The 26,201-nt window shown below is 45.0% G+C and carries 25 protein-coding genes; 12 read left to right on the top strand and 13 right to left on the bottom strand.

Going from position 1 to position 26,201, the window contains the following annotated elements; translation table 11 throughout:
• Window positions 1-85: 85 nt before the first annotated feature.
• Window positions 86-640 (top strand): pyruvoyl-dependent arginine decarboxylase, encoded by a 555-nt coding sequence (locus ACQY2K_RS04205; protein WP_177746613.1) that lies wholly within the window; start codon window positions 86-88, stop codon window positions 638-640.
• 14 nt (window positions 641-654) lie between these two features.
• A complete protein-coding gene (gene speB / locus ACQY2K_RS04210; RefSeq protein WP_177746616.1) occupies window positions 655-1,527 on the top strand; it encodes an agmatinase in 873 nt (290 codons plus the stop codon).
• A 163-nt stretch (window positions 1,528-1,690) separates the two neighbouring features.
• On the opposite strand, the gene ACQY2K_RS04215 is transcribed toward speB, so the two are convergent.
• The 5 genes from ACQY2K_RS04215 to ACQY2K_RS04235 all read right to left on the bottom strand — a co-directional run bounded on the left by ACQY2K_RS04215 (window position 1,691) and on the right by ACQY2K_RS04235 (window position 5,902).
• A complete protein-coding gene (locus tag ACQY2K_RS04215; protein ID WP_428040870.1) occupies window positions 1,691-2,326 on the bottom strand; it encodes an outer membrane beta-barrel protein in 636 nt (211 codons plus the stop codon).
• A 151-nt stretch (window positions 2,327-2,477) separates the two neighbouring features.
• Window positions 2,478-3,671, bottom strand: a complete 1,194-nt coding sequence (locus ACQY2K_RS04220) for a tetratricopeptide repeat protein (protein WP_428040871.1) — start codon at window positions 3,669-3,671, stop codon at window positions 2,478-2,480.
• Window positions 3,671-4,960: a serine--tRNA ligase gene (gene serS, locus ACQY2K_RS04225; protein ID WP_428040872.1), complete on the bottom strand. Its 1,290-nt coding sequence runs from the start codon at window positions 4,958-4,960 to the stop codon at window positions 3,671-3,673. The genes ACQY2K_RS04220 and serS overlap by 1 nt, the downstream gene beginning before the upstream one ends.
• A gap of 10 nt (window positions 4,961-4,970) precedes the next feature.
• Window positions 4,971-5,225 (bottom strand): hypothetical protein, encoded by a 255-nt coding sequence (locus ACQY2K_RS04230; protein ID WP_428040873.1) that lies wholly within the window; start codon window positions 5,223-5,225, stop codon window positions 4,971-4,973.
• A complete protein-coding gene (locus ACQY2K_RS04235) occupies window positions 5,222-5,902 on the bottom strand; it encodes a CsgG/HfaB family protein (RefSeq protein ID WP_177746626.1) in 681 nt (226 codons plus the stop codon). The genes ACQY2K_RS04230 and ACQY2K_RS04235 overlap by 4 nt, the downstream gene beginning before the upstream one ends.
• Window positions 5,903-5,949: 47 nt before the next feature.
• On the opposite strand from ACQY2K_RS04235, the gene ACQY2K_RS04240 reads away from it, so the two are divergent.
• The 4 genes from ACQY2K_RS04240 (at window position 5,950) to ACQY2K_RS04255 (ending at window position 9,112) form a co-directional block, all read left to right on the top strand.
• The gene (locus ACQY2K_RS04240; RefSeq protein WP_428040874.1) at window positions 5,950-6,546 is read left to right on the top strand and encodes a KdsC family phosphatase; all 597 of its coding nucleotides are present in this window, start codon (window positions 5,950-5,952) and stop codon (window positions 6,544-6,546) included.
• 42 nt (window positions 6,547-6,588) lie between these two features.
• Window positions 6,589-7,227 carry an outer membrane protein gene (locus ACQY2K_RS04245; RefSeq protein WP_428040875.1) on the top strand — a complete coding sequence of 213 codons (639 nt, stop codon included), beginning with the start codon at window positions 6,589-6,591 and terminating at the stop codon, window positions 7,225-7,227.
• A gap of 97 nt (window positions 7,228-7,324) precedes the next feature.
• Window positions 7,325-7,954: an MgtC/SapB family protein gene (locus ACQY2K_RS04250; protein WP_177746632.1), complete on the top strand. Its 630-nt coding sequence runs from the start codon at window positions 7,325-7,327 to the stop codon at window positions 7,952-7,954.
• Window positions 7,955-7,972: 18 nt separating this feature from the next.
• A complete protein-coding gene (locus ACQY2K_RS04255; protein ID WP_428040876.1) occupies window positions 7,973-9,112 on the top strand; it encodes a DegT/DnrJ/EryC1/StrS family aminotransferase in 1,140 nt (379 codons plus the stop codon).
• Window positions 9,113-9,659: 547 nt separating this feature from the next.
• On the opposite strand, the gene ACQY2K_RS04260 is transcribed toward ACQY2K_RS04255, so the two are convergent.
• The 8 genes from ACQY2K_RS04260 to ACQY2K_RS04295 all read right to left on the bottom strand — a co-directional run bounded on the left by ACQY2K_RS04260 (window position 9,660) and on the right by ACQY2K_RS04295 (window position 16,020).
• Window positions 9,660-10,565, bottom strand: coding sequence for a ParB/RepB/Spo0J family partition protein (locus ACQY2K_RS04260; protein ID WP_177746634.1), 906 nt, complete (start codon window positions 10,563-10,565; stop codon window positions 9,660-9,662).
• 1 nt (window position 10,566) lies between these two features.
• Window positions 10,567-11,400: a ParA family protein gene (locus tag ACQY2K_RS04265; protein ID WP_428037265.1), complete on the bottom strand. Its 834-nt coding sequence runs from the start codon at window positions 11,398-11,400 to the stop codon at window positions 10,567-10,569.
• An 85-nt stretch (window positions 11,401-11,485) separates the two neighbouring features.
• On the bottom strand, window positions 11,486-12,454 hold the full coding sequence (gene lepB / locus ACQY2K_RS04270) for a signal peptidase I (protein ID WP_428040877.1): 969 nt from the start codon (window positions 12,452-12,454) through the stop codon (window positions 11,486-11,488).
• A gap of 8 nt (window positions 12,455-12,462) precedes the next feature.
• Window positions 12,463-13,572, bottom strand: coding sequence for a glycosyltransferase (locus ACQY2K_RS04275; protein ID WP_428040878.1), 1,110 nt, complete (start codon window positions 13,570-13,572; stop codon window positions 12,463-12,465).
• A 136-nt stretch (window positions 13,573-13,708) separates the two neighbouring features.
• Entirely contained in the window at window positions 13,709-13,870 is a 162-nt protein-coding gene (gene rd / locus ACQY2K_RS04280; protein WP_177746643.1) for a rubredoxin, read from the bottom strand.
• A gap of 20 nt (window positions 13,871-13,890) precedes the next feature.
• Window positions 13,891-14,403, bottom strand: coding sequence for a flavin reductase family protein (locus tag ACQY2K_RS04285; RefSeq protein ID WP_428040880.1), 513 nt, complete (start codon window positions 14,401-14,403; stop codon window positions 13,891-13,893).
• Between the two features lie 13 nt (window positions 14,404-14,416).
• Window positions 14,417-15,613, bottom strand: a complete 1,197-nt coding sequence (locus tag ACQY2K_RS04290) for an FprA family A-type flavoprotein (RefSeq protein WP_428038356.1) — start codon at window positions 15,611-15,613, stop codon at window positions 14,417-14,419.
• 20 nt (window positions 15,614-15,633) lie between these two features.
• Window positions 15,634-16,020 carry a desulfoferrodoxin gene (locus ACQY2K_RS04295; RefSeq protein WP_428040881.1) on the bottom strand — a complete coding sequence of 129 codons (387 nt, stop codon included), beginning with the start codon at window positions 16,018-16,020 and terminating at the stop codon, window positions 15,634-15,636.
• 471 nt (window positions 16,021-16,491) lie between these two features.
• On the opposite strand from ACQY2K_RS04295, the gene dnaA reads away from it, so the two are divergent.
• The 6 genes from dnaA to ACQY2K_RS04325 all read left to right on the top strand — a co-directional run bounded on the left by dnaA (window position 16,492) and on the right by ACQY2K_RS04325 (window position 26,168).
• Complete coding sequence (dnaA, locus tag ACQY2K_RS04300) at window positions 16,492-17,859, top strand: chromosomal replication initiator protein DnaA (RefSeq protein WP_428040882.1); 1,368 nt, start codon at window positions 16,492-16,494, stop codon at window positions 17,857-17,859.
• A gap of 171 nt (window positions 17,860-18,030) precedes the next feature.
• Window positions 18,031-19,140 (top strand): DNA polymerase III subunit beta, encoded by a 1,110-nt coding sequence (dnaN, locus tag ACQY2K_RS04305; protein ID WP_177746652.1) that lies wholly within the window; start codon window positions 18,031-18,033, stop codon window positions 19,138-19,140.
• A complete protein-coding gene (locus tag ACQY2K_RS04310; RefSeq protein ID WP_428040883.1) occupies window positions 19,140-19,436 on the top strand; it encodes a DciA family protein in 297 nt (98 codons plus the stop codon). Before dnaN ends, ACQY2K_RS04310 begins: the two co-directional genes overlap by 1 nt.
• A gap of 30 nt (window positions 19,437-19,466) precedes the next feature.
• The gene (gene gyrB, locus ACQY2K_RS04315) at window positions 19,467-21,941 is read left to right on the top strand and encodes a DNA topoisomerase (ATP-hydrolyzing) subunit B (RefSeq protein ID WP_428040884.1); all 2,475 of its coding nucleotides are present in this window, start codon (window positions 19,467-19,469) and stop codon (window positions 21,939-21,941) included.
• Between the two features lie 56 nt (window positions 21,942-21,997).
• On the top strand, window positions 21,998-24,511 hold the full coding sequence (gene gyrA / locus ACQY2K_RS04320) for a DNA gyrase subunit A (protein WP_428040885.1): 2,514 nt from the start codon (window positions 21,998-22,000) through the stop codon (window positions 24,509-24,511).
• Between the two features lie 193 nt (window positions 24,512-24,704).
• Window positions 24,705-26,168 (top strand): alpha-amylase family glycosyl hydrolase, encoded by a 1,464-nt coding sequence (locus ACQY2K_RS04325; protein WP_428040886.1) that lies wholly within the window; start codon window positions 24,705-24,707, stop codon window positions 26,166-26,168.
• The last annotated feature ends 33 nt before the right edge of the window (window positions 26,169-26,201 follow it).

A 26,201-nucleotide genomic window follows, 5' to 3' on the forward strand; every position in this document is an offset into this window, starting at 1 on the left:
GGCGAAAGCGGATGCGATATTTATGATCAATTATAATTAATATTATATTAATTCTCAACATCAAGGAATTAGTGGAAAAATAAAAATGTACGAAGCGTTTGTACCCAAAGAGATATTCCTTACCAAAGGAATTGGCAGACACAAAGAAAAATTGGCCAGTTTTGAAGAAGCGTTGAGAGACGCCAAAATTGCCAGTTTCAACTTGGTGCCTGTGTCCAGCATCTTCCCTCCCGGCTGCAAAACCGTGCCCGTTTCCAAAGGGCTTCAAGAATTGCACCCGGGCCAAATTCTGCATTGTGTAATCAGCAGAAACACCAGCAATGAATATCGCCGCTTGATTTCCGCCTCGGTGGGGTTGGCTATCCCGAAAGAAGGGAAAACCACTCACGGATATATTTCCGAACACCACAGTTTCGGCGAAACCGATAAACAGGCCGGCGACTATGCGGAAGACTTGGCCGCTTTGATGCTCTCTACCACGTTGGGTATTGAGTTTGATAACAATACGACGTGGGACCAGAAAGAAGAAATCTGGAAAATGAGCGGAAAAATCGTCCGCACGACCAACATTACCCAGTCCGCCATCTGCGTGGAAGGCCTTTGGACCACCGTAGTGGCTGCGGCTGTGTTTGTCAAATAACTCCGGTAATATTTGTGAGCGATAACGTACAAACCGATAAGTTTATGGGGCTAGAGAGCAAATATAGTTCTCTGCCCCTTTGTAAATTCGTGGTAGTGCCTGTGCCGTTTGAAAAAACGGTCTGCTACGGGCACGGTACCGCCAAGGGGCCGGCTGCCGTAATTGAAGCCTCTACCCAAATTGAACTTTGGGACGAAGAAACCAAAACCGAAACCTGGGAATTGGGCATCAACACCCAACCCGCCATCAACTGCAAAGGTTCCACCAACACGGTTTTTAAAAATATTGATAAAACCGTGCGGAATTTAATGCAATACAAAGCCATCCCGTTTTATATTGGCGGTGAACACACGGTAACGCAAGCCCTGGCCCAGCCGTATATTGATAAATATAAAAAGTTAAGCATCCTGCACTTTGACGCTCACGCCGATTTGCGCGAAACCTTTGAAGGCACGCCTAAAAGCCACGCCTGCGCGCTTTATCCGGCCAGCCGTCAGGTACCGGTGGTACAGGTGGGTATCCGCAGCGTAGCCAGCGAAGAAAAGCAATACTGCAATGCGGGCAAGGTTACCACGTTTTTAATGCACGAACACCGTGACATTAAAAAACTGATTCCACAAGTGCTTGAAAAATTGACGGATACCGTCTATATCACTATTGACGTGGACGGCTTTGACCCGGCTGTTATTCCGGCCACGGGCACACCGCAACCCGGCGGTTTTATGTGGTATGAAGCGCTGGACTTGTTCCGCGAAGTCATTAAACATAAAAAAATCGTGGCGGTGGATGTAGTGGAAGCCTGCCAACGCAAGGCCGATACCATTACGGAGTTTAACGTCTCCAAGTTAATCTACCGCTTAATGGGCTATTTGTCCGTTAAAAAATAATTTAAACCCGCTCGCAAGAGCGGGTTTTTTACTGAATCCTTGATGAGCCGGGTGCAGTTGCAAGCACCCGGTTTTTTGCGCCCGGAAAAGCCCCGTTTTTGCCGATAAAAAAGGGCCTGCGTAAAACTTGCGCAAGCCCTTGTGCAAAACAATTTATCAATAACTAAAAGTAGAAACGGCCCGTAATTGCGCCGCTTAAACCCGTATGATCGGAATAGACCTCTCCGTTTTTTTCAATTTTTGCCCCAAAATTGTATTTGGCTTCCAAGCCCAAGGCAAACAATTTGGTAAATCTGTATTCTGCCCCGGCCATAAGATGCGGAACAATTTTACTTTTGTGGTCCTTAACTTCATCTCCAGAGAACTCCACTTTAAGTTCGCTGCGGAAGAAAGATACCCCAGCCCCCACATACGGGGCCCACGCGGACACGCCATTATCTCTTTTATAATATACGGTCAACGGGATAGCATATGTGGTTTCGGTCCATTTAACCCACGCCAATGGGGTAGTAACTTTTAAATCGTTGTGCCCAAACACATCAACACCTAATTTAACACCCAACTTATTGGTTTCGTCGTCTAAATTAAACTCATACAGGGCTTCCAATCCACTAAATACCGCACCATTTTCATTTAATTCGGTGTCATATATTGTTCCATCTTGAAGTTCTTTCATTGTTTTGGGGTCATTTTCGCCCACGCCAACTTTTACACCAATGCCCCAGTTATCGGCTTTGGCAGCGGTCGGCCAGGCGCACAAAATACTCAAAAGCACTCCTAAAACTACTAGTTTTCTCATTTGATGTCTCCTTGTTTGATTAGTCAAGCGGGAAACCTGACATAAGTAGAGTATAACACATTTGGATTATTACGGCAAGCCAAAAGGAATATTTTTCATAACAACAAAAAGCCGCCCTTCCGGGCGGCTAAAAAACTCGCAAGCAAACATTTTATAACGGGGGTAACGGACCTACATTTCCGCCTTCCGGCACATTGTACGGCGTTTTTAAGAGAGTCTTGGCGGCATCATCAAAGCCCCATTTGTCTTTGAACGAAAGCACATACTGATACTGCTTTTTTGCTTTTTCGCGCTCGCCCAAGATATCATATACTTCGCCTAATCTAAATTCGTTCCACACCCCCCAGCGGCTAGGCTCTTGCTTTTCAAGCGCCTGATGGCCTTGCTCAAACAAGGTTTTGGCTTCTTCAAAATGGCCTTGCGCCATTTGGGAAGTGCCCAATGCGGTATAAGCGCGGGAAATGTAAATATCCTTATAGAACGGGTCTTTGCCAATCAGGGATAAAAATTTTTCGGCCTGTTCGGTTACTTCTTTGTAATGGCCCGTTTCGTACAGGCAGATAATTTCCACATAGTGCATGAGCGGATTTTTGGGATATTTGGCACGCAAATCGCGGATGTACTGCAACGATTTTTCCGGAGCATAATATTTACTTCCCCGCGTGTTTTGAATTTCAATTAAAATCAGTTTGGCACTATCAGACGTAAAGTGCGCCTTTTCGCGCGCCAAGTTGAGTTGTTTTACTCCTTCGTCCGGGTTGCCTTTAATGGCGACAATTTTCGCCAATATTTTAATTACGGAAGGAAGCGTTCCTGCGTAATACTGATAAATACCCAGACCGAAATAAGCATCGTAATACGTTGGGTCTATTTCCAGCGACTTTTCCAGATTTTTAATTGCCTTCCTGCCGCTGAAATAGGCGGTAATCCAACTGCGGTTGCGCATTGTAAACATGGCACGCAAACCATATAGCGCACCGATACCCATATAGGCATTGGAATCGTCCGGGTTCTTTTTAATCCAGCGTTTAATACCGCTGATAGAATCATCCAAAATTTGCTCAAACACCTTGCGCTGTTTATCGTCGCTCAGTTCGTATTCGTATTCGTAGCGGCTCCAAGCAATCATTGCATTGCCAAAGTGGGCAAACGGGTGGTCGGGGTATTCGGCAAATACTTTTTGGATATTTTTATCTGCGGTGTCAAAATCTAAACTATATACGCCGTTAATCCCTTCCGTGGCATAGGCCATTACGTCCGGCGGGAGCGTAATTTCCGCTTGGGACGAAACGGCGGCGGACGCCAAAAGGCATACCGCCGCCAGTAAATGCAAAAACTTCTTCATTACTTCTTGGCCTCAATCTTATCTTTGCCGAAGTAAGGGCGCAAGGCTTGCGGAATAATCACAGAGCCGTCGGCCTGTTGGAAATTTTCCAAAATAGCGGCAAAGGTGCGGCCTACGGCCAAACCGCTGCCGTTAAGAGTGTGGACATATTCCTGTTTGCCTTGGGCATTTTTAAAGCGCAACCCCATACGGCGGGCCTGGAAATCCAGACAGTTGGAGCAAGAGGAAATCTCGCGGAAGCGGTTTTCGCTCGGCATCCAGACCTCAATGTCGTACGTTTTGGCGGAAGAGAAGCCAATGTCCCCGCTGCACAGTTCCACCACGTGATAGGGCAGGCCCAATTCTTTAAGCACCTCTTGCGCATCAGAAACCATAATCTCCAACATTTGGTAAGAGTGTTCCGGGTGGGAAAGCATTACGAGTTCCACTTTATCAAATTGGTGGTTGCGGATTAAGCCGCGGGTGTCTTTACCATAGGTGCCGGATTCCTTGCGGAAACACGGAGAGTATGCCGTCAATTTCACCGGCAGTTCTGCTTCTGGAATCACGCGGATGCGGTTCAAGTTCGTAAGCGGAATTTCGGCGGTAGAAATCAAAAATTGTTTCGGTTCGCCCACCAGTTCATACATATCTTCGCGGAATTTGGGCAACTGGCCCGTACCAATCAGAATATCCTCGTTTACTACCACCGGGGGCAAAATTTCGGTATAGCCTTTTTTGGCGTGCATATCCAACATAAACGCAATAATGGCGCGCTCCAAGCGGGCACCGTCTCCCTTAAACAACGCAAAGCGGCTGCCGGACAAGGCGGCGGCGGCTTCAAAATCTAAAATACCCAATTTTTCACCTACCGACTGGTGGTCCAACGGTTTAAAGTCAAATTTAGGCAGCGGAATTGTGCAGGGCAAATATTCCGGGTTATCCGCATCGCTCACACCCACCGGGATTTTTTCGTTCGGCAAGTTCGGAATACTTAAAAGCAAGTCGTTAATTTCCTTTTTTAGCGGGTCCAACTCGGCTTCTTTGACGGTCATTTCTTCCTTTAACTTGCCCACTTCGGCCATTGCTTCTTTGGCGGCTTCGTCGCCCTGTTCCTTTTTAATCTTGCCGATAGATTTAGACATTTCGTTGCGTTTGGCGCGCAATTCTTCCACGCGGGCTAAAACGGTTTTGTAAACAGAATATTTGGTCAGTACGCCGTCAATTTGCGCGGCCAATTCCGGCTTGCGCAACGACAGACGTTTTTTTACTTCATCAGGATGAGCAACGATATATTTAATGTCTAACATATAAGTCCTCTTATTTAGTTTCTAACTCTATTAAATATGGTTCCGGGAACCAATGACGGTACGGTTTAAAAGTGGCAACGGCATATTCCATTCCATAGGAAGTCAATAAATGCACGCTGACAGGAGCGACGGAACTTTGCCCAGCCACCAAGGCGCCCACCGTAAGCGCCGCTAAAACGAACAGCGTTTTCACACTCATAAAAAACGCTTTTAACAACCAAACAGCCGATTGTTCCGCCAAAGACGGATGAGAAACGCGGGTCATTTGGCCTCCTGTATTTTGGCCAATTCCTTGCTGAAACTTTTGACGAGTCCGCGCGCGATATAATCGGCCGCGTCCAACGCGCTGGAACTGGTTTCATCAGCCGAGCCAATCCATACAATTTCAGCTGTTTCCACATCTACCAGTTTGGCAATAATGCCCACCCGCGCATTGATGGTATATTCCGTCGGGCGGACTTCCGCCGAGTGTGTATATTGCGTACCCACGTTGCGCGTATAGCCCACATATGTTCCGTCGGGCAGTTGCATTACGTCTTGCTTGTAAACCGGGCGGGATTCCGTGCGGCGGGTGCTGGTAAGCGTTAATTCCGTGCGGGCGGGCGAATAGGAACTCACCTCGCCGATAAGCAATACATCTACACCTAAAATCTTGCCTATCTCGCGCGTAGTTTCGGGCGACAAATAGCCGGACACCGAAATATTATGTTCTTTTAAAACGCTTTCCAGTTGGGCGCGCTCTACTACCTTAAATCCGGCACTGATTAAATATTTGGCAAACAGATTTTCCACGCCCTGCAAAGCAGGCCGCGCATTTGTAAATGCCATTACACCGATACGGTCCATTTGGTTAAAATCATATGTTTTGCTGATAACCGTTTTGGGCGTACAGCCGCAAGCAATCAAACAAGTTGCCAGCGCCAGAGTTAAGAACTTTCTCATAAATGTATTATATAATTTTTAGCCCTACGAAAAGGTATAATAATGATATGAACGAATTATCCCCCCTTTTCATACAAAAAGCGAAGAAATTAAAACTGCTGCTTACAGATGTGGACGGCGTGATGACGAACAGCCAGTTAAGTTTTTTTACAGGCGAAGACGGCGTTACGCGCGAAATCAAACATTTTGAATCGTTAGACGGTATGGGCCTTATGTATTTAACCTACTGCGGCGTGGAAACGGGCATTGTTTCCCGCGGGTCCAGCGACACCTTGGCCTGGTGGGCGAAAATTCTGGGGATGAAATACCTCTTTTACAACACGCCTGTAAAGCATAAGGCTCTTGTCTATTTACAGGAGCATTTTAACATCAAACCCGAAGAAACCGCTTTTATCGGAGATGACCTCATTGACCTGGGGATGATGTCGCGCGTAGGCTTGCCGCTTGCGGTAGCCAACAGCGTACCGGAGGCCAAAAAATTAGCCCTTTACACCTCCCCCCGCCACGGAGGTAATGCGGCAGTACGCGATATTGCGGAGCAAATTTTGCGCGCCCGCGGCCAATGGGATAAAGTAGTGCAAGACAATACCGACGGAACTTTTACCACCGTAAAAAATCAAATTCACATTGTAAAAGGATTATAAAATTTTTACAATATACTTATCTTATATTCAGTAAGGAGACTTATGAAAAAACTGCTTTTATTATGCGCCTTATTCGTAGCCGCCCCTGTGGTGTTTGCGCAGGACTATTACGGCTTGCAAGAATATGGCTTGCGCCAAAATACCACCCGCGTAGAATTTTACGGCGGTATGGTATTACCCCAAAACACTTGGTCCCATCACGGACAGGAAGTGGACCTCGGTACCACTGGGTGGACCGCCGGTATCGGTTTTACCCGCAACCTGGTGCCTGTCTTTTCTTTGGGTTTAGATGCTAACTATGCCCAACTGGGCGACGGCGATACCTTTATTTCCGGCGGGAAAGAATCCTACTACCGCACAGGTATTGCTACCGGGCTTGTTACCGGGCGCGTAAATTTCTTCCCCACCCAAGCCACCCGCTTGTATGTTCCTTTCGGTATCGGTGTGGGCCATATGTTTGCCCGCCAAAAATTTGACGACGGTTCCCACTTAACCACCAACAGCACCGACTTGGCACAAATGATAGGTATCGGTTTGGAATTTGATATTGACGATTCCACCATCTTTGGTGTGGAAGGCCGCTACTATTTAGTAGAAGCCGCCAGCGACTTTAAAAACGCCTTTGGCAAAAGCCGTATCCACTATTCGAACGTAATGCTCAAATTGGGTTGGCGCTTCTAATAGTTTTATTGCAAAACCCCGCCGCGCAACACGGCGGGGTTTTTTATTTATGCCCGGGTTATTTACTTTTTTACCCCGGGTATTGTATGATAAGAATATGGACGATATTTTTATAAAGGTATTTTTATCCCTTATCTTGGGCGGCGTGTTGGGTATGGAACGCCAATATCACGATAAGCCAGCCGGCTTCGCCACTAACTGCCTCATCTGTCTGGGCGCAATGCTGTTTACGATTTTATCCGAATATATGGGCCAACAGGGCGGAGATCCCGGCCGTATTGCCGCACAAGTGGTAACAGGCGTGGGTTTTTTGGGTGCAGGTTCCATTTGGCGCGACGGCAACAAAATTTCCGGCTTAACCACCGCCGCAGGCGTTTGGTTGGTAGCCGCTATCGGTATGGCGATAGGATACGGACAGTATTTTTGGGCTTCCCTTTCGGCGGTATCCATTTTGCTGGTGCAACTGGGGGTGCGTAAAACGCTTAAACTGGTGGAACTCGTCAAACATTACGATACGGTTTACATTGTATGCGACCCCACTTGGGACACTGTAAACCAAATTATCAAAAAAATTGAAGCGCACCAAGTAACTATCTTAAAAAATGAGGTTACCAAACAGGATAACCGTTTTTACGTTAGTTTAGTAGCCACTTTTACCGGGCACGACTTCCAAAACATTACCAAAGACCTTCTGGAAATGCCCGAAGTGTATAGTTTATATAAATAACAGGAGATACGTTAATCTATGACGGACGAAATGAAACCGATTCCGCTGTTTAATTTAAAAGAACAGCACGACAGTTTGAAGCAGGAAATTAATGCGGCGGCGTTGGAAGCCCTAAACTCTATGCATTGGCTGCTAGGCCCGCAAACCGAAAAATTTGAAGAAGAATTTGCCGACCTTATCGGCGTGAAACATTGTATTACCTGCTCGTCCGGCGCAAGTGCTATTCAAATTGCTCTGGCCGCCGCCGGAATAGGCCCCGGAGACGAAGTAATTACCACCCCTTTTACCTTTATTGCCACGACCTCCTCTGTCAGTTTGACGGGAGCCAAGTTTGTATTTGCCGATATTGACCCGCGCACCTATAATTTGGACGTACAGGACGTGGAACGCAAAATCACCAAAAAAACAAAAGCCATTTTGCCCGTCCACCTGTACGGTTATCCGGCCGATATGGACGCTATTATGCACCTGGCCAATGAACACGGTTTAAAGGTAATTGAAGATTGCGCGCAAGCCCATTTGGCTATGGCAGACGGTGTGAAAGTTGGCGGCATTGGCGATGCGGGTTGTTTTAGTTTTTACCCGAGCAAAAACCTGGGTGCCTGCGGAGATGCGGGCTGTGTAACCACCAATGATGACGAAATTGCCGACCGGTGCCGCTCCCTGCGCCACAGCGGACGCGCCAAAGACAAGGCCTATGAATACGATTTGGAAGGGTCCACCTTGCGTATGGACGAAATTCAAGCCGCTATTTTGCGCGTAAAACTACCACATTTGGAAGAGTGGACTGAGAAGCGCCGCAAGGCCGCCGCTTGGTATGCCGAAGGATTAGAGGGTGTGCCGGTGGTCCTCCCCCCTACCCCTCCCGCCGGATATGAACAATCTTACTATGTTTACACCATCCGTGCGGAAAAACGCGATGAATTGCAAGCCTATTTAAAGGCCAACAATATTGGTTGCGCGGTGTATTATCCGGTACCGCTTTATAAACAGCCGGCCTATAAGGACCGTGGTTTTAAAGCAGAGGACTACCCGGAAGCCGAAAAGGCCGCCAAAGAAGTCCTCTCTATCCCGATGTTCCCGGAAATTACCGAAGAACAAGTGCGCCGCGTGTGCGAAACAATTCGTGCCTTTTATGAAAAAGACTCCACTATCTAAACGGATGTTTTAGGTTAGCGCGTGGTGTGCGCCAAAAACTTTACAGGGCAATCCGGTTTTTATGGGTTGCCCTGTTTTGATAAAGCAGGATATCCGTATTACCCCTTGTGCAAAAACACTTTATGACGCTTGATTTTTAAAATTATCCTTATTTTTTAAGTGTTTTTTAGTAAAACAAATCTGTTTCTAACAATACCCTATCAAAACCCTGCTGGATGACGGCGTTATTAATCAAAAGTCATCCTAAATTGGCGGCCCGCAGGGTTTTCAGGATCTACAACTTGGGTAGTGATTGTTGTTATCTAAAAGGTCATACTGGAAGGTTGCTGTCCAGTATCTGTCGTTTTCCTCTTTTCGAATAACAACAGATCCTGGACTACTACTTTCCAGGATGACAGCAAACAGCCAAAAGCCGTTAAGGACAATTAAAAAGAGCAACACTAAAACGGTGTTGCTCTAATCATCAAGGAATTTGCCTATCGGCTGTTTTACCCAACAGCGACCACCCAACCAGCGTATTGAGTCGCCGTCCGCAGGACCCGCAGGACTATAACATTTTGGTTTTAAGGCGGCTTGCGATATTGTCCAATTCGTCTAAGGAATTATAGTGAATAACGAGCGTTCCTTTCTTCATATTTTTGCCGTACTTCACTTCCACCTTGGTACCTAATGCAGATTGCAAATCATTTTCAAAGGAAGCCACTTCCACCGGCTTGGCTCCTTTTTCGGCTTTTTTTACCGGGAACATTAAAGCGCGGGCGGCATCTTCGGCTTGGCGGACCGACATTTTGCTATTGTGCATTTTTTTAAACAACATTTCGCGCTTGGCCGGGTCCGTAACCATTAACAAGGCACGTCCGTGCCCTTCGGAAATAGCACCGTCCTGCAAGGCTTGTTGAATTTCGGGTTCCAAGTCCAGCAAGCGCAACGCATTGGAAATGGCGGCCTTAGATTTGCCGCAATAAGAAGCCAAATCGGTCTGCGTAATATAGAATTTACTCATCAAATTACGGTAGCCGAGGGCCGTTTCAATGGGGTTTAAATCTTCGCGTTGGATATTTTCAATCAGTGCCAGCGCACACATTTCTTGGTCGCCCAAGTGTTTGTGTACAATAGCATCAATTTCTTTTAACCCGGCCAACTGGGTAGCGCGGAAGCGGCGTTCCCCCACTACAATTTCGTATTTATCCAGTCCCGCATCATAGACAACCACAATGGGCTGTGTCAGGCCGTGTTCTTTAATAGATTGGGCCAACTCTTGCAATTTTTCTTCGTTAAATACGCGGCGCGGTTGAAAACGGTTGGGAACAATTTTGTTTACATCAATGCGCGTAACACTCATCCCCGGGGTTTGCTGCACTTGCACAGCCGCCTCGTTGGTGGGCATATTAACCACTTGTTGCGTTTGTTTAATTAAAGCGTCTAAACCTTTACCTAATGCCTGTCTTACCATCTTATCCTCCAAAATCGTAATTCACCGGGAGTTCGCCCGTCATCTTAAAATCTTTATAAGCACTTGCATCAGCCCCGCGACGAACCAAAAATTCAATAGCCAACTGGATATACGCATTGGCTCCGCGGCAAGCCGGGTCATAATTAAAAATAGATTGCCCGAAACTGGGAGCCTCAGCCAAACGGATATTACGCGGAATCGGCGTTTTATATACTTGGTCGCCAAAATAACGGCTGACCTCAGCAAATACTTGCTTAGACAAATTCATACGGGCGTCATACATTGTCAAAAGGCCGCCGTCCATTTTTAGTTTTGGATGCAAAAATTGTTTAATTTTGGCCACCGTATTCATAAAGTGGGCCAATCCCTCCAACGCATAATATTCGCACTGCACTGGGGTAATCACACTGTCTGCGGCCATCATCGCGTTTAAAGTTAAAAGGCCCAAAGATGGAGGACAATCAATAATAATATAATCATACATAGCGCGCAGAGGGTCCAAGACATCTTTAAGCATATTTTCGCGCCCGCGCACATTTACCAGTTCCACCTCAGCGCCGGATAAATCTTTGCAGGCAGGCAATACATCTAACATTTCGCTAGATGTTTGGCGGACCACCTGTTCAAATGTGGCTGTTTTGGTAAGTAAATGATATACAGATTTATCGCCGTCTTGTACCGTTACCCCCAAGCCAGAACCGGCGTTACCTTGCGGGTCAAAATCTACAAGCAACACATTTTGATTTAAACAAGCCAACGCATAAGAAAGGTTGATAGAAGTGGTGGTTTTACCTACTCCGCCTTTTTGGTTGGCAATGACGACAATTTCTCCCATAAATCCTCCGTTTCTCTATACATATATTAAACATTAATTGGTGTTAAATTGCAATATAAAGGGCCTTGTTTTCACGTGAAAACAGTTATTTAATCCAATGAATACGGTTAAGCGGCCAATGTACAAACCAAGCCTTTCCTTTGATATTTTCGCGCGGAACGGGGCCCCAAAAACGAGAATCACAGGAATTATCTCTATTATCCCCCATAGCAAAATAGGAATTTTCAGGAACCACAACCGGACCAAAAGAATCACGCAATTCAATTCCTAAATAATTATCCAATAAATGGTCTTCCCACAAGTTCTGATATTCTTCTTTATCATCTACCTCAAAATAAGGGACTCGTTCTAAATCCTCATAAACCTCATAATCTTGCTTAGGAAGTTCTTTTCCGTTCACCCACGGACGACCATTTTTTACCTGAACTGTATCACCGGGCATAGCAATTATGCGCTTAACAAAATCCTTACCATACTGACTACCGCCGCAATTTTGTTGAGAGCGGTCCTTAGCGGGAAATTGAAAAACAATAATATCCCCCGGCTTAATTTGTTCATACACACCAAAGCGAACTTTTGTAAACGGAACACGGAAACCATAAACGGCTTTATTTACGAATAAATGATCCCCCTCTACCAAAGTATAACGCATAGAAGCGGAGGGAATTTTAAAAGCCTGTATAAAAAAGAACATCACCACAGAGGCCACAAACCCGGCAAAATATACCGTATTACTCCACTCCAAGTCCGCCTTCATTATTTTCTTTCTTTTATCATCTGTGGCTTTTTTTCCTTTAAGCAGGCCATATATTGCACACCCCAAAGATAAAACAATACCCCAAACAAGCCTGGACCAGTTTAAGGGTTCTCCCGCTCCGCCGCCCATTACAAAGGTTAAAACATACACCGCACAGGATAAAATAATAAACAAAAAACTAGCGTGCCACCAAGCAAAAGACGTATTAGAATTTAATTTATTCTTTTTATTTAAATAGCGGGTAAATAACGTAAAGGCGTACATAATACACGCCACCGCAAAAAGACGTTGTTCCATAAAAACTCCTAATTTGTTTTCACGTGAAAACTATTGTTTAAAACTTGTTGATAAATTTGTTGATATTGTTGAGAACTCTGCCCAATCCGCTTGGAAATTTGAAGAGAATTACCCCTCATTGTTTCGCGCAGTTGTGCATTATTTATCAGTTCTGCCATAAAACAACTTAACAGTGTAATGTCTTTGGATGGAAAAACAAATCCATTTTTCCCGTGTTCCACCCACAAAGGCATATCGCCCACTTTACTAACCAAGCAAGGCAATCCTACTTGGATAGATTCCAGTAAAGATAAAGGCAAAGATTCCTCTATGGACGGCAAAACAAACACATCTGCCATATTAAGCCACTCATTAATATTATCCTGCTTTCCGGCTAACAAGACTGTTTTTTCCAAGCCGTTTTGGCGGATAAAATCTTCCAATTCGGTCCGTTTTTTTCCTTCTCCTACATATACCAAGCGGGCATTTTTATACGTTCGTGCCACATTACGAAATGCCTGCAATAAAGACAGAGGATCTTTAACCGAGGTCAATCGGGCCACTTCTATAAATACAGTATGTTCCGAGGTGTAGGCATACTTTTTCCGCATTTTATCACGCAGTGTTTCGTCCGCATAAAAAACAGTTTTATCCACTCCGTTTGGAAGTAAATAAACTTTATTTTTATTATACTTTTGCTTTTCTATCAAATACCGAGCCGTTGAAAAGGACTCTGCCACTGTCAGCGTATCTAAATCTTTTAATAGTTTATCTGCCCAACGGAGCGGAAAAATCTTTTTAGATAAGTCAAAATGCGGCGTGCTAATAAGTTTCACTTTTTTGCCTGCACACGCCACCCGGGCATATTCTATCGCACGGTAGAGCATAGCGTGCACAATATCCGACTGAAAATCTTTTATCTGCGCCGCTAGTTTTTGGATAACTCCTCCACCATATCCGCGCATATTTAGGCTTATTACCTCAATGTGATGTTTGGTTAATTCCTGTGCCACCGGGCCAAGCGGTTTTAAACAGACCACCCGCACAGAGTGAACTTGGGCTGTTTTTACAACCAGTTCCAAAAGGGCTTTTTCCGCCCCCCCCACATCAGTTGAAGTAATAACATATAAAATTTTCATATTTCTTATTATACCAAGTTTAACACTTGTACGCGGGTTGTAAAAAGAATAAAAAAACGGGCCGTAAAATGTGCCCGTTTTTTATGTGTAAAAAATACTTAAAATTTAAGCATTTTTTTCAAAACAGCCCCTAATTTTAATTTTGCGGCTTAAACTGGTCCTTTCCTACCCCGCAAACCGGGCAAATCCAGTCCTCTTTTACATCTTCCCACTTGGTTCCGGCCGGAACTCCGTTATCCGGATCGCCAACCGCCGGGTCATACACATAACCGCAAACTTCGCAAACATATTTCACCATAATTTACTCCTCCCATTTTTTTATAAATGCGTAGCACCCGCAGGCGTTTTTCCTTTTATAACGTGATGATAATAATCATACGTCAAAGGTTTTCCCTCCGGATTTAACACACCCGCATCCTTTACCTGCCCAATAAAAAGTGTATGGGTGCCCATATCTACCGTTTGGCTCACCTCTACTTCCATATAAGAAAGTGTATGTTCCCCAACGATAGGGCACCCCAAAAAACCCATTTTATAGGGAACCTTGGCCAATTTATCAAATGTCCGCCCCGAGCGGAAACCGAAAATTCCAATAAACGGCAAAGGTGTATTTTGTTCAAGCGGCATAGCGGCAAACACGCGGCTTTTTAAAATCATATCGTGCGTAAGGCTATTTTTATTGACGGAAATAGCCATTTGGGCCGGTTCCGCCGTTACCTGAAAAACGGTATTTACAATAAGCCCGTTCTTTTTTCCCCCCTCACATGTGGTAACAATATACAGCCCGTACGTGATATAATTAAGCCCTTTGTTAATGTCGTTTACCGCCATATCAAATACTCCGTTATTTTACTTTTTCGGCCAATTTTTGGCTGATAAGTAAGCCTAAATCCCGGCAGGCTTGCTTTACTTTCTCGTCGGGAACAAAGGGAGATTTAATAGCCGGAGCCACCACCTCCACTTTCATCGCTTCCAAGGTTTTAGTTAATTCATCAATAGGCGCTCCGCTCCAACCATAAGAGCCGAAAGCCGCCCCGATAAGACCTTTTTTGCGCAAACCTTTTAAGTAGCAAAGCATATCCGCCATAGACGGAAAAATTTGGCTGTTAAGTACCGGCGAACCGATAATCAGCGCACTTGCGTCCAGCAGTTCTGTAACTACGTCGCTGCGGTGGTTGCTGTGCATAGAAAGTTGTTTTACTTCCGTGCCGCCTGCGCGAAGGCCGTCGGTAATATAAGAAGCCATTTTTTCCGTACTGCCCCACATGGTATCGTAAACAACAACCGCTTTATTTTTAGGAGCCTGAGCGGCCCATTTAGCATATAAATTAACGATTTTAGCCGGGTCCTTGCGCCATATAAAACCGTGGTCCGGTGCAATTAAACGCGGAGCCAAGCCCATTTGTTTAACTTGCTCCAAAAAGCGCAAGACAATATCGGAATAAGGCAATACGATATTGGCATAATATTTTTCCGCTTCATACAACCAAAGACGTTCTTCGTTTTCGTCGTCAAACAGTTTTCCTGTGGCATAGTGCATACCAAACACGTCGTTGGTAAACAGGACGTTCTCTTTTTCCAAGTATGAAAACATACTGTCCGGCCAGTGCAGCATACGCGCTTCTACAAACGAAATCGTATCACCGCCAACGTCAATGCGGTCTCCTGTTTTAACGGTTTTTAATTTCAAATCACAATGAAATTGCTCGGTAATGTCTTTAAACCCCATAGTAGAAACATAGACTTCTTCCGGCTCAATATAATTAACGGCCTGGGGTAAAGCGCCGGAGTGGTCCATTTCCGAGTGGTTGGAAATAATAATTTTGATTTTTTTCGGGTCAATTACGCTTTGTATGCGCTCCATCATTTCGCCGTAAAATTCCTTTTTAACCGTATCAATAAGAGTGGGTTTTTCTCCCATTACCAAATAAGCATTATACGTCGTACCGCGCTTGGTGGAATAACCGTGGAAATCGCGAATATTCCAATCAATCGCCCCCACCCAATAAACTTTTTCCGAAATTTTTACCGCTTGCATCATATTATGTTTTTCCCCTTAAATTAATTTTCCTTCTGCCACAAACCGTGCAAATTGCAATATTCACGCGCTATTACTTTATCCGAATCACTCTTAAATTCTGCCTGCGGTTTTTCTCCGGGCTTCAAATATTTGCGCTGAACCTTGCCGCATTTTTCACAAACCAGTTCAATCCACTCAATATAATGGTTATCTAGCATCGGGTGTTCCACGCTCCCCACAGTTACGCGGTATCCGCCGTCAATTTTTTCTATCACCGGGACGTGCTTTTCAGCCGCTCCGTCGGAAAAACCTGCCTGCATTAGTTTCATAGAGTGCCCACAGCAGGAAAGTTCTCCCCCCGCCGCGTGGACTACTTCCACTATATTGCCGCACATTTCGCATTTATAAATTTCGTTCAATTTTGTCATATGCACCTCTAATAAAAATTTGGTATTTTTGTAACCAATCTTATTTTTTATCTGCAATAAACTGTATATAAGTTATTATACCTTGTTTATTGATTACTATAACCTCTGTTTTATCTGTAATAAAACAGAACTTTATTTTATTTTTTACAAATCAGTTTATTATGTTCAAAAAACCTTATTAATAATAATTCCTATTAATAATATATCATATTTTATGCTTCTTTGCATCATAACAAAGGAACCGCGCCCGCACAAGCCAAAAAAGAGATTAGTTTATTTAATAGTGTGTTTTTTGGCAAAAACAGCGTTTTTACCACTTTTACAACTTTTTAATAGAAATATAGCCGAAATTTTAAAAATCGTTTTATTTTGCATTTTAACCCCATTATTAAACGTTTTAATTATTTTTATTTGACGGAGTCCGTAATAAGTGGTATTATAAAGAATATATTATTTTATGGTGGCTTTACTGTGGATAATTTTCAGGACACACCCCAATTAGTTCCCGTTTTTCAAGATATAGAAAACATTATAGGCAAGGATACTTACGATATGTGGCTCCGCCCGGCCCAATTTGGCTATGTGGGTAATGTACTCACTATCTCTTTACCCAACCAATTTTGGGGTAAAACAATTCGCGAGCGTTACGAACATATTATAAAGGACGCTTTTTTAAAACATTTGGGCGCGGAAATTACCATTGTTTACGAAGTTTCCGTCCAGGAACCCGCCCCGGCAGTGCAATCCGCGCAAGATGTTATTCCCGCGGCACCGGCCCCAACGGCTCCTGTGATAAAAAAGAATTCTTTTCCATCGCGGTTAAATTCCGCCTATATGTTTGATAACTTTATTGAATCCCCCTCCAACCGTTTTGCTTATAAAGCGGCTGAGGCCGTAGTTCATAAATTAGGCAACCGCGAAAATAATCCTTTGGTCATTTATTCTTCCCCGGGGCTTGGTAAAACCCACTTACTGCACGCTATCGGAAACCAAATTTTAAAGGAAAATCCAAATGCCAAGGTATTATATATGTCCGGCGAAGAATTTGTGAGTGAATACATTGAAGCCTTACAAAATAAAGCCTCGGAAAGTTTTCGCAAAAAATACCGTTCCTTAGATTGTTTTTTAATGGACGATATCCAATTTGTAGCCGGCAAATCCGCCAGTGAAGTAGAATTCTTCTACACCTTTAATGCACTGTTTGAAAGCCATAAACAAATAGTGTTGTCGTCAGACAGAACGCCGCAGCAGTTGGAATTAGATGAACGTTTATCCTCGCGTTTACTCTCCGGTATTTGCGTGGAAGTAAAACGTCCTAATTTGGAAACGCGCATCGCTATTCTGCGCCAAAAGCGCGACAGTATCAACTTTGACATTGGCGACGATGTACTCGCCTTTATAGCAGAAGGTGTGCAAACCAATATCCGCGAATTAGAAGGCTCCCTCTTCCGTTTGGTGGCCTATTGCGGAATGCACAGCGTAACGCCTACTATTTCTATTGCCAAGGAACTGCTGGCCGATATCTTGGTAAGCGACAATGATTTATCTATTAACGTCAATACCATTAAAAAAATTGTAGGCAAACATTTTAATATAAAAATGGAAGATTTTAATTCCAAGCGCAAAACCCAGTCTATTGCGTGGCCGCGCCAGATAGCCATGTTTTTAACAACAGAACTGACGGATTTATCCCTGCCGGAAATCGGGCGGGAATTTAACCGCGACCATAGCACAGTGGTCCACGCGCGCGACTTGGTAAAAGAAAAAATAGAAACGGATCCCTTTTTTGCAGCCGAAATAAACCAAATTATTTTGGATATTAAGGCTGTGGATAAGTAGTATATAACCGGTGGATAACTTGGGAATAAGGTTAAAAAACGGCTCATAAATTTTTTTGCGGTGGATGATGTGGATAAATAAACCGGGTTATACACAATTATCACAAACAAGTTGTATAGGTAAAATCACATTATCCACGCAATCAACAGGACATATAACAGAGATTAAGATATGAAAATAAATATTACTAAATCAACCTTTTTGGAAGGCATACAGATTGTTTCTTCGGGTGTTTCGTCCAGAACCACTCTGCCTATCCTGCATAACTTTTTGATTGAGGCGCAAGCCGGAAAGTTAAAGTTGGTCCGTACCGATATGGAAATGGCCACTATCCACTATTTAAACGCCGAAGTGGAAGAAGAAGGCAGCATTACCGTACCGATAAAAGAATTTTCGGAAATCATCAAAAACTTACCCGATGATAAAGAAATTAACTTATACACCGACGAAAACAATAAATTTCATATCAAATCCGGCAAGAGTAAATTTTGGGTAATCGGTACTCCCAAGTCCGAATATCCGGCTATCCCCGAGGTGGAACGCACCAACAGCGTTTCCTTATCTCCCTTGGAATTACAGGATATGGTGGTCAAGACGGCCTTTTCCGCATCCACCCAGGAAACCCGCTATATTTTGAACGGCCTTTTGTGGAATAACACACCCGAAAAGTTTGAAGTTGTCGCCACGGACGGCGGCCGCTTGGCTGTGGCTTCTCACGCGGCTTTACCGGGCAGTAATGAATTTAAAATCATTATTCCTACCAAAATTTTAAACGAAGTTTGCCGTTATATCGCTATTGCTAAACCCGGCAAGGACGATATGATTGAAGTGAATGTGGCTTCTAACCAAGTCAGTTTTATGATGAAGGAAACCACTTTCATCTCCCGCTTAATTGAAGGCAATTTTCCGAATTACAACCAAGTAATTCCTACCAAAAAGAACCTCGGTTTTGAGGTGTTTACTAAAGATTTACTGGCTTCTACCCGCCGCGCGAAACTTTGTATTGGGGAATTTGGGGCGCTTGTTAAATTTAAATTGGAAAATAACAATTTGACGATTTCCGCCAACTCCCAGAAAATGGATTTTACGGACGAATTACCCGTAGAATATACCCAAGAAGCCTTTGATGTGGCTTTTAACCCGGATTATATTATTGATGTACTTAAAAATATCGCCACGGAAAAAGTTTCTTTTTCGTTTGTAAATGCTTCACAGCCTGTATTAGTGGAGCCGGTGGGTGATACTATGTTTAAATACGTCATTATGCCGGTGCGCGCTTAATGAAGTTTGGCCAAAACCCCAAAAAAGAGTGGCGTTCCAGCGCAGAACTGGAAAACCGTTTTAACGGCCTAAACCGCCGTTTAAACAGATTAATGATTTTGGACCACGTTTGGCATCAGTTGATTGGAAATAAAGCTAAATTTTGGGTATTAAAGGCCGTTAAAGACGATACAATCTATGTGCAGGTTAAAATTTCGGTGGCTAGGAACGAATTAATCGCCCGCCGCCAACAGTTAATCAAAGAACTGAATAAACATTTTGAACAGCCGTGGATTGGAAAAATAGAAATACAATAGATTTGCCGTATTTACATTAAGGAGTTGTAAATGACAACCGAAGAACAGAAAGAGAAGGATTACGATTCTTCCAAAATTACCGTTTTAGAAGGATTGGAAGCGGTCCGCAAACGTCCGGCTATGTACATTGGCTCTACGGGGCTTCCCGGGCTTCATCACTTAGTGTATGAGGTGGTGGATAACTCTGTGGACGAAATTTTAGCCGGCGGGGCCACTACCATTACCGTTACAATTAAAGATGATATGACCTGCTCTATTCAGGATGACGGGCGCGGTATTCCTGTGGACCTGATGAAGAACGCCAAAGATGCCAAACTGCGCAATAAATCCGCCTTGGAAGTGGTAATGACCGTTTTGCACGCGGGCGGTAAGTTTGACAGCGGTGCTTATAAAGTATCCGGCGGTTTGCACGGGGTGGGTGTATCCTGCGTAAACGCATTATCCGAAACTATGGAAGTGGAAGTCCGCCGCAATGGTCATATCCACTACCAGTGCTATCACCGCGGTAAACCGGCTGAACCTGTTAAAGTTATCGGCGATACCGAGGAACACGGTACAAAAGTAACTTTCCACGCTGATAAAGAAATCTTCGGCGATGTAGCCTTTTCCTATGAAACAATTGGTAACCGTTTGCGCGAACTGGCGTTTTTAAACGCGGGTATCAAAATTGTTTACACGGATGAACGCAAAGAGGATAACCAAACCGTTACCTTCCACTATGAAGGCGGAATTTCCCAGTTTGTTAAGTATTTAAACACAAACAAAACCGTTATCAACCCGGAACCTATTTACTTAACCAAAGAGGTGGGGGATAACTATATTTCCTTTGCTATCCAGTATAACGAAAGTTATTCTGAAAACGTGTTTTCGTTTGTGAATAATATTCACACCGTGGAAGGCGGTACGCATTTAAGCGGTTTCCGCTCCTCGCTTACACGTTTGATTAATGAATATATCAAGAGTAATAACCTTTCCAAACACAAAGATATTTCTGTGGGCGGGGATGATATTAAAGAAGGTTTAACGGCTGTTTTGTCTGTTAAAATTCCGCACCCGCAGTTTGAAGGGCAGACCAAAACCAAATTGGGGAACTCGGAAGTGGAAGGTATTGTCCGCTCCGTCGTGAGCGATACACTTTCTACGTTTTTTGAAGAAAACCCTAAAACGGCCCGCGCTATTTGTGAAAAATGTGTCGGTGCCGCAGTGGCGCGTGAAGCCGCCAGAAAGGCCCGCGATTTAACCCGCCGCAAAGGTGCGTTAGAAGGCGGCGGCTTGCCGGGTAAACTCGCCGATTGCCAGGAAAGAGATTCCGCCAAGTGCGAACTTTTCCTCGTAGAAGGGGACTCCGCCGGTGGTTCCGCCAAACAAGGGCGCGACCGCGTATTTCAGGCTATTTTGCCGCTTCGCGGTAAAATTTTGAACGTGGAAAAAGCCCCGCTCGTAAAGATTTTATCCAGCGATACCGTGCGCGACTTAATTGCCGCTGTCGGCACGGGGGTAGGCGAAGGGGAGGGGGGGTTTGACCTTTCCAAACTCCGCTACCACAAAATTATTCTAATGGCTGATGCTGATGTGGACGGACAGCACATTTCTACCTTGCTTTTGACGTTCTTCTACCGCCAGTTAAAGCCGCTTATTGAAAACGGACACATTTATTTGGCCCAACCGCCTTTGTATAAGGTTAAAAAAGGCAAAGTGGAACAATATTTGCAAACAGAAGACCAAATGCAACAATGGTTGATGAAAGAGGGGCTTGCTACCGTTACGGTTACGGATATGAAAAAACAGGAAGCCTTGTCCGGCGACCAGTTGCGCGATTTACTTAAAATCTTGCGTGATGTGGAAGATATCCTTGCAAAACTGGAAATTAAAAACATTACGCTTGCTGACTTTATGGCGTTCCTCGCCGAAGGCAAAGTGCCGGTGTACCGCATTCCGTTAAGAAGCGGCGGTTTCCGCTATTTCTATGCGGAACAGGAATACCGCGAATACGAGGAACAGTATATGCAGGAAAAACGCGAGGAATTGGCTGCCGACGGTGTGGATATTGCCACCATCAACACAGATTCGCTCGTGCCCGAACACCAGAGTCTGTTTGAATTTGGCAAATTATTAGCCTCCGAAAAGAAGATGGAAGTTTTTGGCTTTACGTTTGCCCAATACCCGGTGATTGAAAACGAAAAAGAACGTATCAATCCCTTGTTTAAAGTAAACAACGGCAAAACAGATGCCTTGGTTTATAGTTTGGCGGAACTCTTGCACGCGGTGAAGGAAGCCGCTTCCTCCGGTGCTACCATTCAGCGCTACAAAGGTTTGGGTGAAATGAACCCCGAACAGTTGTGGGAAACCACTATGGACCCTGCTAAACGCAAACTTATCCAGGTAAAAATCAACGACGCTGCCGACACCGAACAGGCGTTTACAATGTTGATGGGCGATAAAGTGGAGCCGCGCCGCGACTTTATTCAATCGCACGCCTTGGAAGTAAAGAACTTGGATATTTAATATACGGGGCGTTAAACGCCCCAACAGATTTAATCCGTAACAGGAGATATTTTTAAATGAGCGAAGAAATGAACAACCAGCCCCAAGCCCAAAATACAAATGTGGACTTGTTTGGCAATATTCAGCAGCGCGATATAGCGGGCGAAATGCGTTCTTATTACATTGATTACGCTATGAGCGTAATTGTAGGACGTGCTTTGCCTGACGTACGCGACGGTTTGAAGCCGGTACACCGCCGTGTGTTGTATTCTATGAACGAAATGGGCTTAAAATACAATAAAGCCTATAAGAAATCTGCCCGTGTAGTAGGTGATGTACTCGGTAAATATCACCCGCACGGTGATACCGCCGTATATGATACGCTAGTTCGTATGGTGCAGGATTTTTCCCTGCGCAAACCTTTAATTGACGGTCAGGGTAACTTTGGTTCTATTGACGGGGACTCCGCCGCCGCTATGCGTTATACCGAGTGCCGCCTGCAACGCATTTCCGACGAAATGCTGGGGGACTTGGATAAAGATACCGTCAAAATGATTCCCAACTATGACGGCTCTTTAATGGAACCTTCCGTATTGCCGGCCAAACTTCCGGCTTTGCTCGTCAACGGTTCTGCCGGTATTGCCGTAGGTATGGCTACCAATATTCCTACGCATAACTTGGGCGAAGTCTGCGACGGCATTATTGCTTACATCCAAAACCCCGATATTTCCACCAAGGAAATGATGAAGATTATCAAGGGGCCGGACTTCCCCACGGGTGCTATTATCCGCGGAACAAAAGGTATTTACGAATATTTTGAAACAGGCCACGGCAGTGTAAAAGTACAAGCCTCTACGGAAATTGAAGAACGCAAAAACGGCCGCGAAGCCATTATCGTAACGGCTATTCCGTATCAGGTAAACAAAACGGCTCTTATTGAAAGCATTGTCGGTTTGGTGCGCGATAAAAAAGTTACCGATATTTCCGATATCCGCGACGAGTCGGACAGACGCGGTATGCGCCTGGTGATTGAAGTAAAACGCGACGGAAATGCCCAAGTGGTGTTGAACCACCTCTTTAAGCATACCCAGTTGCAAACCTCGTTCCCGGTCAATATGTTGGCGATTGTGGACGGCCGCCCGCGCGTGCTGTCGCTTAAAGAAGTAATGAAGGCATATGTAAAACACCGCCAAGAGGTTATTACCAACCGCACGAAATTTGATTTAAATAAAGCGCAAAGACGTGAACACGTTTTGAACGGTTTACTTGTGGCTATTGCTAATATGGACGAAGTCGTCGCCATTATCCGCAAAGCCAAGGACCCGACCGAAGCCAAATTTACGTTAATGCAACGCTTTACCTTGTCCGAAGTGCAGGCGCAGGCTATTTTGGATATGCGCTTACACCAGTTGACGCAACTGTCCGCGCTTGCTATTGAAAACGAACGCAAGGACCTGCTTAAACTGATTGCGGAATTGCAGGATATTTTGGGTAACCCGCAGCGTATTTTGGATATTATCGTAGAAGAACTTACGCAGTTGAAAAAAGACTACAACGACCCGCGCCGCACCGAAATCGGCCCGGATATGACGGACTTCTCTATGGAAGATTTAATTGAGAAGGAAGATGTAGTCATTACCATTTCTAACGACGGCTATGCCAAACGCATTCCGCTCTCCACTTACAAGAGCCAGAACCGCGGCGGCAAGGGCATTATCGGCAGTAAGACGAAAGAGGAAGACTTTATGGAACACCTCTTTGTAACGTCTTCCCACGCCACTATTTTGATGTTCACCAACCGCGGCCGTGTGTTTGCTTTACGCGCTTTTGAAATTCCCGAAGGAAACCGTATGTCCAAGGGGAAGGCTATTGTCAACCTGTTGCAACTGACGGGCGAGGAAAAAGTAACCGCCGCCACCGCGATTGAAACGTTTGACAAAGAACATTGTGAAAATACTTATCTAACAATGTGCACCCGCTTGGGCACCATTAAACGTGTGGAATTAAGCGAATTTGCCAATATCCGCCGCTCCGGTATTATTGCTATCGGGTTGGAAGAAGGCGATGTGCTTGTCGGTGTACAAACGACGCACGGTAAATCGGATATTTTAGTGGCTACTAAAAACGGCAAATCTATCCGCTTTGACGAAAACCAAGTGCGTTGTATGGGCCGCCCGGCTAAGGGTGTGCGCGCCATTAACTTAGGCACCGGCGACGTAGTGGTGGGTATGGAACAAGCCCCCAATGACGAACCGCAGCCCGACGTGCTTTCCGTATGTGAAAACGGCTTTGGTAAACGCACGGAATTTAGCGAATATAAACGCCAAAACCGCGGCGGTATGGGTGTGATTACCATTAAAACCAGTGCGCGTAACGGCTCGGTAGTGGGCATTAAATTGGTGGACGAAACGAAAGACTTGATGATTGTAACCGAAAAGGGTATGACCATCCGCGTTCGCTGTGCCGATATCCGTTCCGTCAGCCGCAACTCCCAAGGGGTTACGCTGGCTAAAATGGACGAAGGCGATAAAATTGCGCGTATTGCTCCTGTCGTAAAAGACGAGGAAGAATCCGCAACGGACGAAAAATAATCCGCCAACGGACCAGATTGCAAACCCCCGGCAGAACAAATTTCTGCCGGGGTTTTTGCGTGTTAAAGGAGTTTTCTTACGGGTTGTTTTATAAGGGGGCATCACAACAGTAACAGCGTGGCTGTCCGCAGGCTCGGCAAGGTGTTTACAAGCGGGCGCGAAAGTGCTATAAAAGTAAGAGGGGAAATCTATTATGAGGACAAATCCGCATATTTTAGAAATAAATACGCGTTCCTGGTTAAAACGGCTGGAAACGCAATTAAACCGGCCTGTAACTTTGGCAAATATTCCGGATGAACAATGGGATAAAATCAAAGATGCGGGCTTTGATGCCGTTTGGCTGATGGGGGTATGGAAATTAAGCCCGGCGGCAGAAAAAATTGCGCGCGAGCATAAGGATATCCAAGCGCAAATCCGTGCCATTAAGCCGGATTTTAAGCCGGAGGATATCACGGCTTCTCCGTATGCCGTATATGAGTACACGGTTAATCCGTCGTTGGGTGGGGACGAAGCCTTGCGTACCGTGCGCCGTAAATTAAACGAGCGCGGCATTTGTCTGCTTTTAGATTTTGTCGGCAACCATACGGCTATTGACAGCCCGATGATTACCGCACAACCCGATTTGTATATTAATACCGGTAAAAATGCGCCCAAATCGCACCCGGATTGGTTCTTTAAAAATCCGGACGGGGTATATATTGCCCACGGGCGCGACCCGTATTTTGCTCCGTGGACCGATACGGCACAACTGAATTATTTTAATCCCAAAACGCGGGCCTTTATGTTGCAAAACCTATTGCGCGTAGCCGATATGTGTGATGGGGTTCGTTGTGATATGGCAATGCTGCTGCTCAATAAAGTCCATCGGGATACTTGGTGGGAATTTATCGGCAGCGATTTGCCCAAAGAAGAATTTTGGCGCCAAGCCTTAGACAGCGTGCGTGAAAAACACCCGGAGTTTACTTTCATTGCCGAAGTGTATTGGGGATTAGAGTGGGACATCCAGGAAATGGGCTTTGATTATACATACGATAAAGTCCTCTACGACCGTTTGCGTTTTTCTAATGCCGAGGATATCAAGGGCCACTTGGGCGCGGAGCATTTGTTCCAAATGCGGTCTATCCGCTTTATCGCTAACCACGACGAAGAAGAAAGTTTAAAGGCGTTTGGTAAGGAAAAATCTTTGGCGGCCGGTACGATTATCGCTACGCTGCCCGGTGCGCGGATGTTCCATTATTTTCAAATCTTGGGCCGCCCGGCGCGGATGCCTATCCAATATATCAACGATACCTTTACGGAAAATGCCGAAGTAAAAGCCTATTATATGCGGTTGCTGCAAATCGCCTCCGCTCCGGCCTTTCACGGCGGACAATGGTCCTTGCGGGATGTAACTCCGGCCGAAATGGGAAATAACAGTTTCCGCAATATTTTGTCTTGGCAATGGAAACAAATGAACACCGGCAAAATGGTGGTTATCAATTACAGTAATGCTCCTGCCAAAGGCCGCCTGCATTTAAAAGGGGTCTATGGTCCCAACAGCCAGGTAACCGAGGAGTTTACGGGAGAAACGGTAACTGTTTCGCCGGAAATGCTTTCCCAAGGTTATGTGGTGGACTTGAAACCTTACGAAAGCAAAATCTTCACTTATACGGTGTGATAAAAGTAAAAGTTGTATTAGAAGCCCCGCCGA

Source organism: Candidatus Avelusimicrobium fimicolum (genome assembly GCF_021632165.1).
Classification (GTDB): domain Bacteria; phylum Elusimicrobiota; class Elusimicrobia; order Elusimicrobiales; family Elusimicrobiaceae; genus Avelusimicrobium; species Avelusimicrobium fimicola.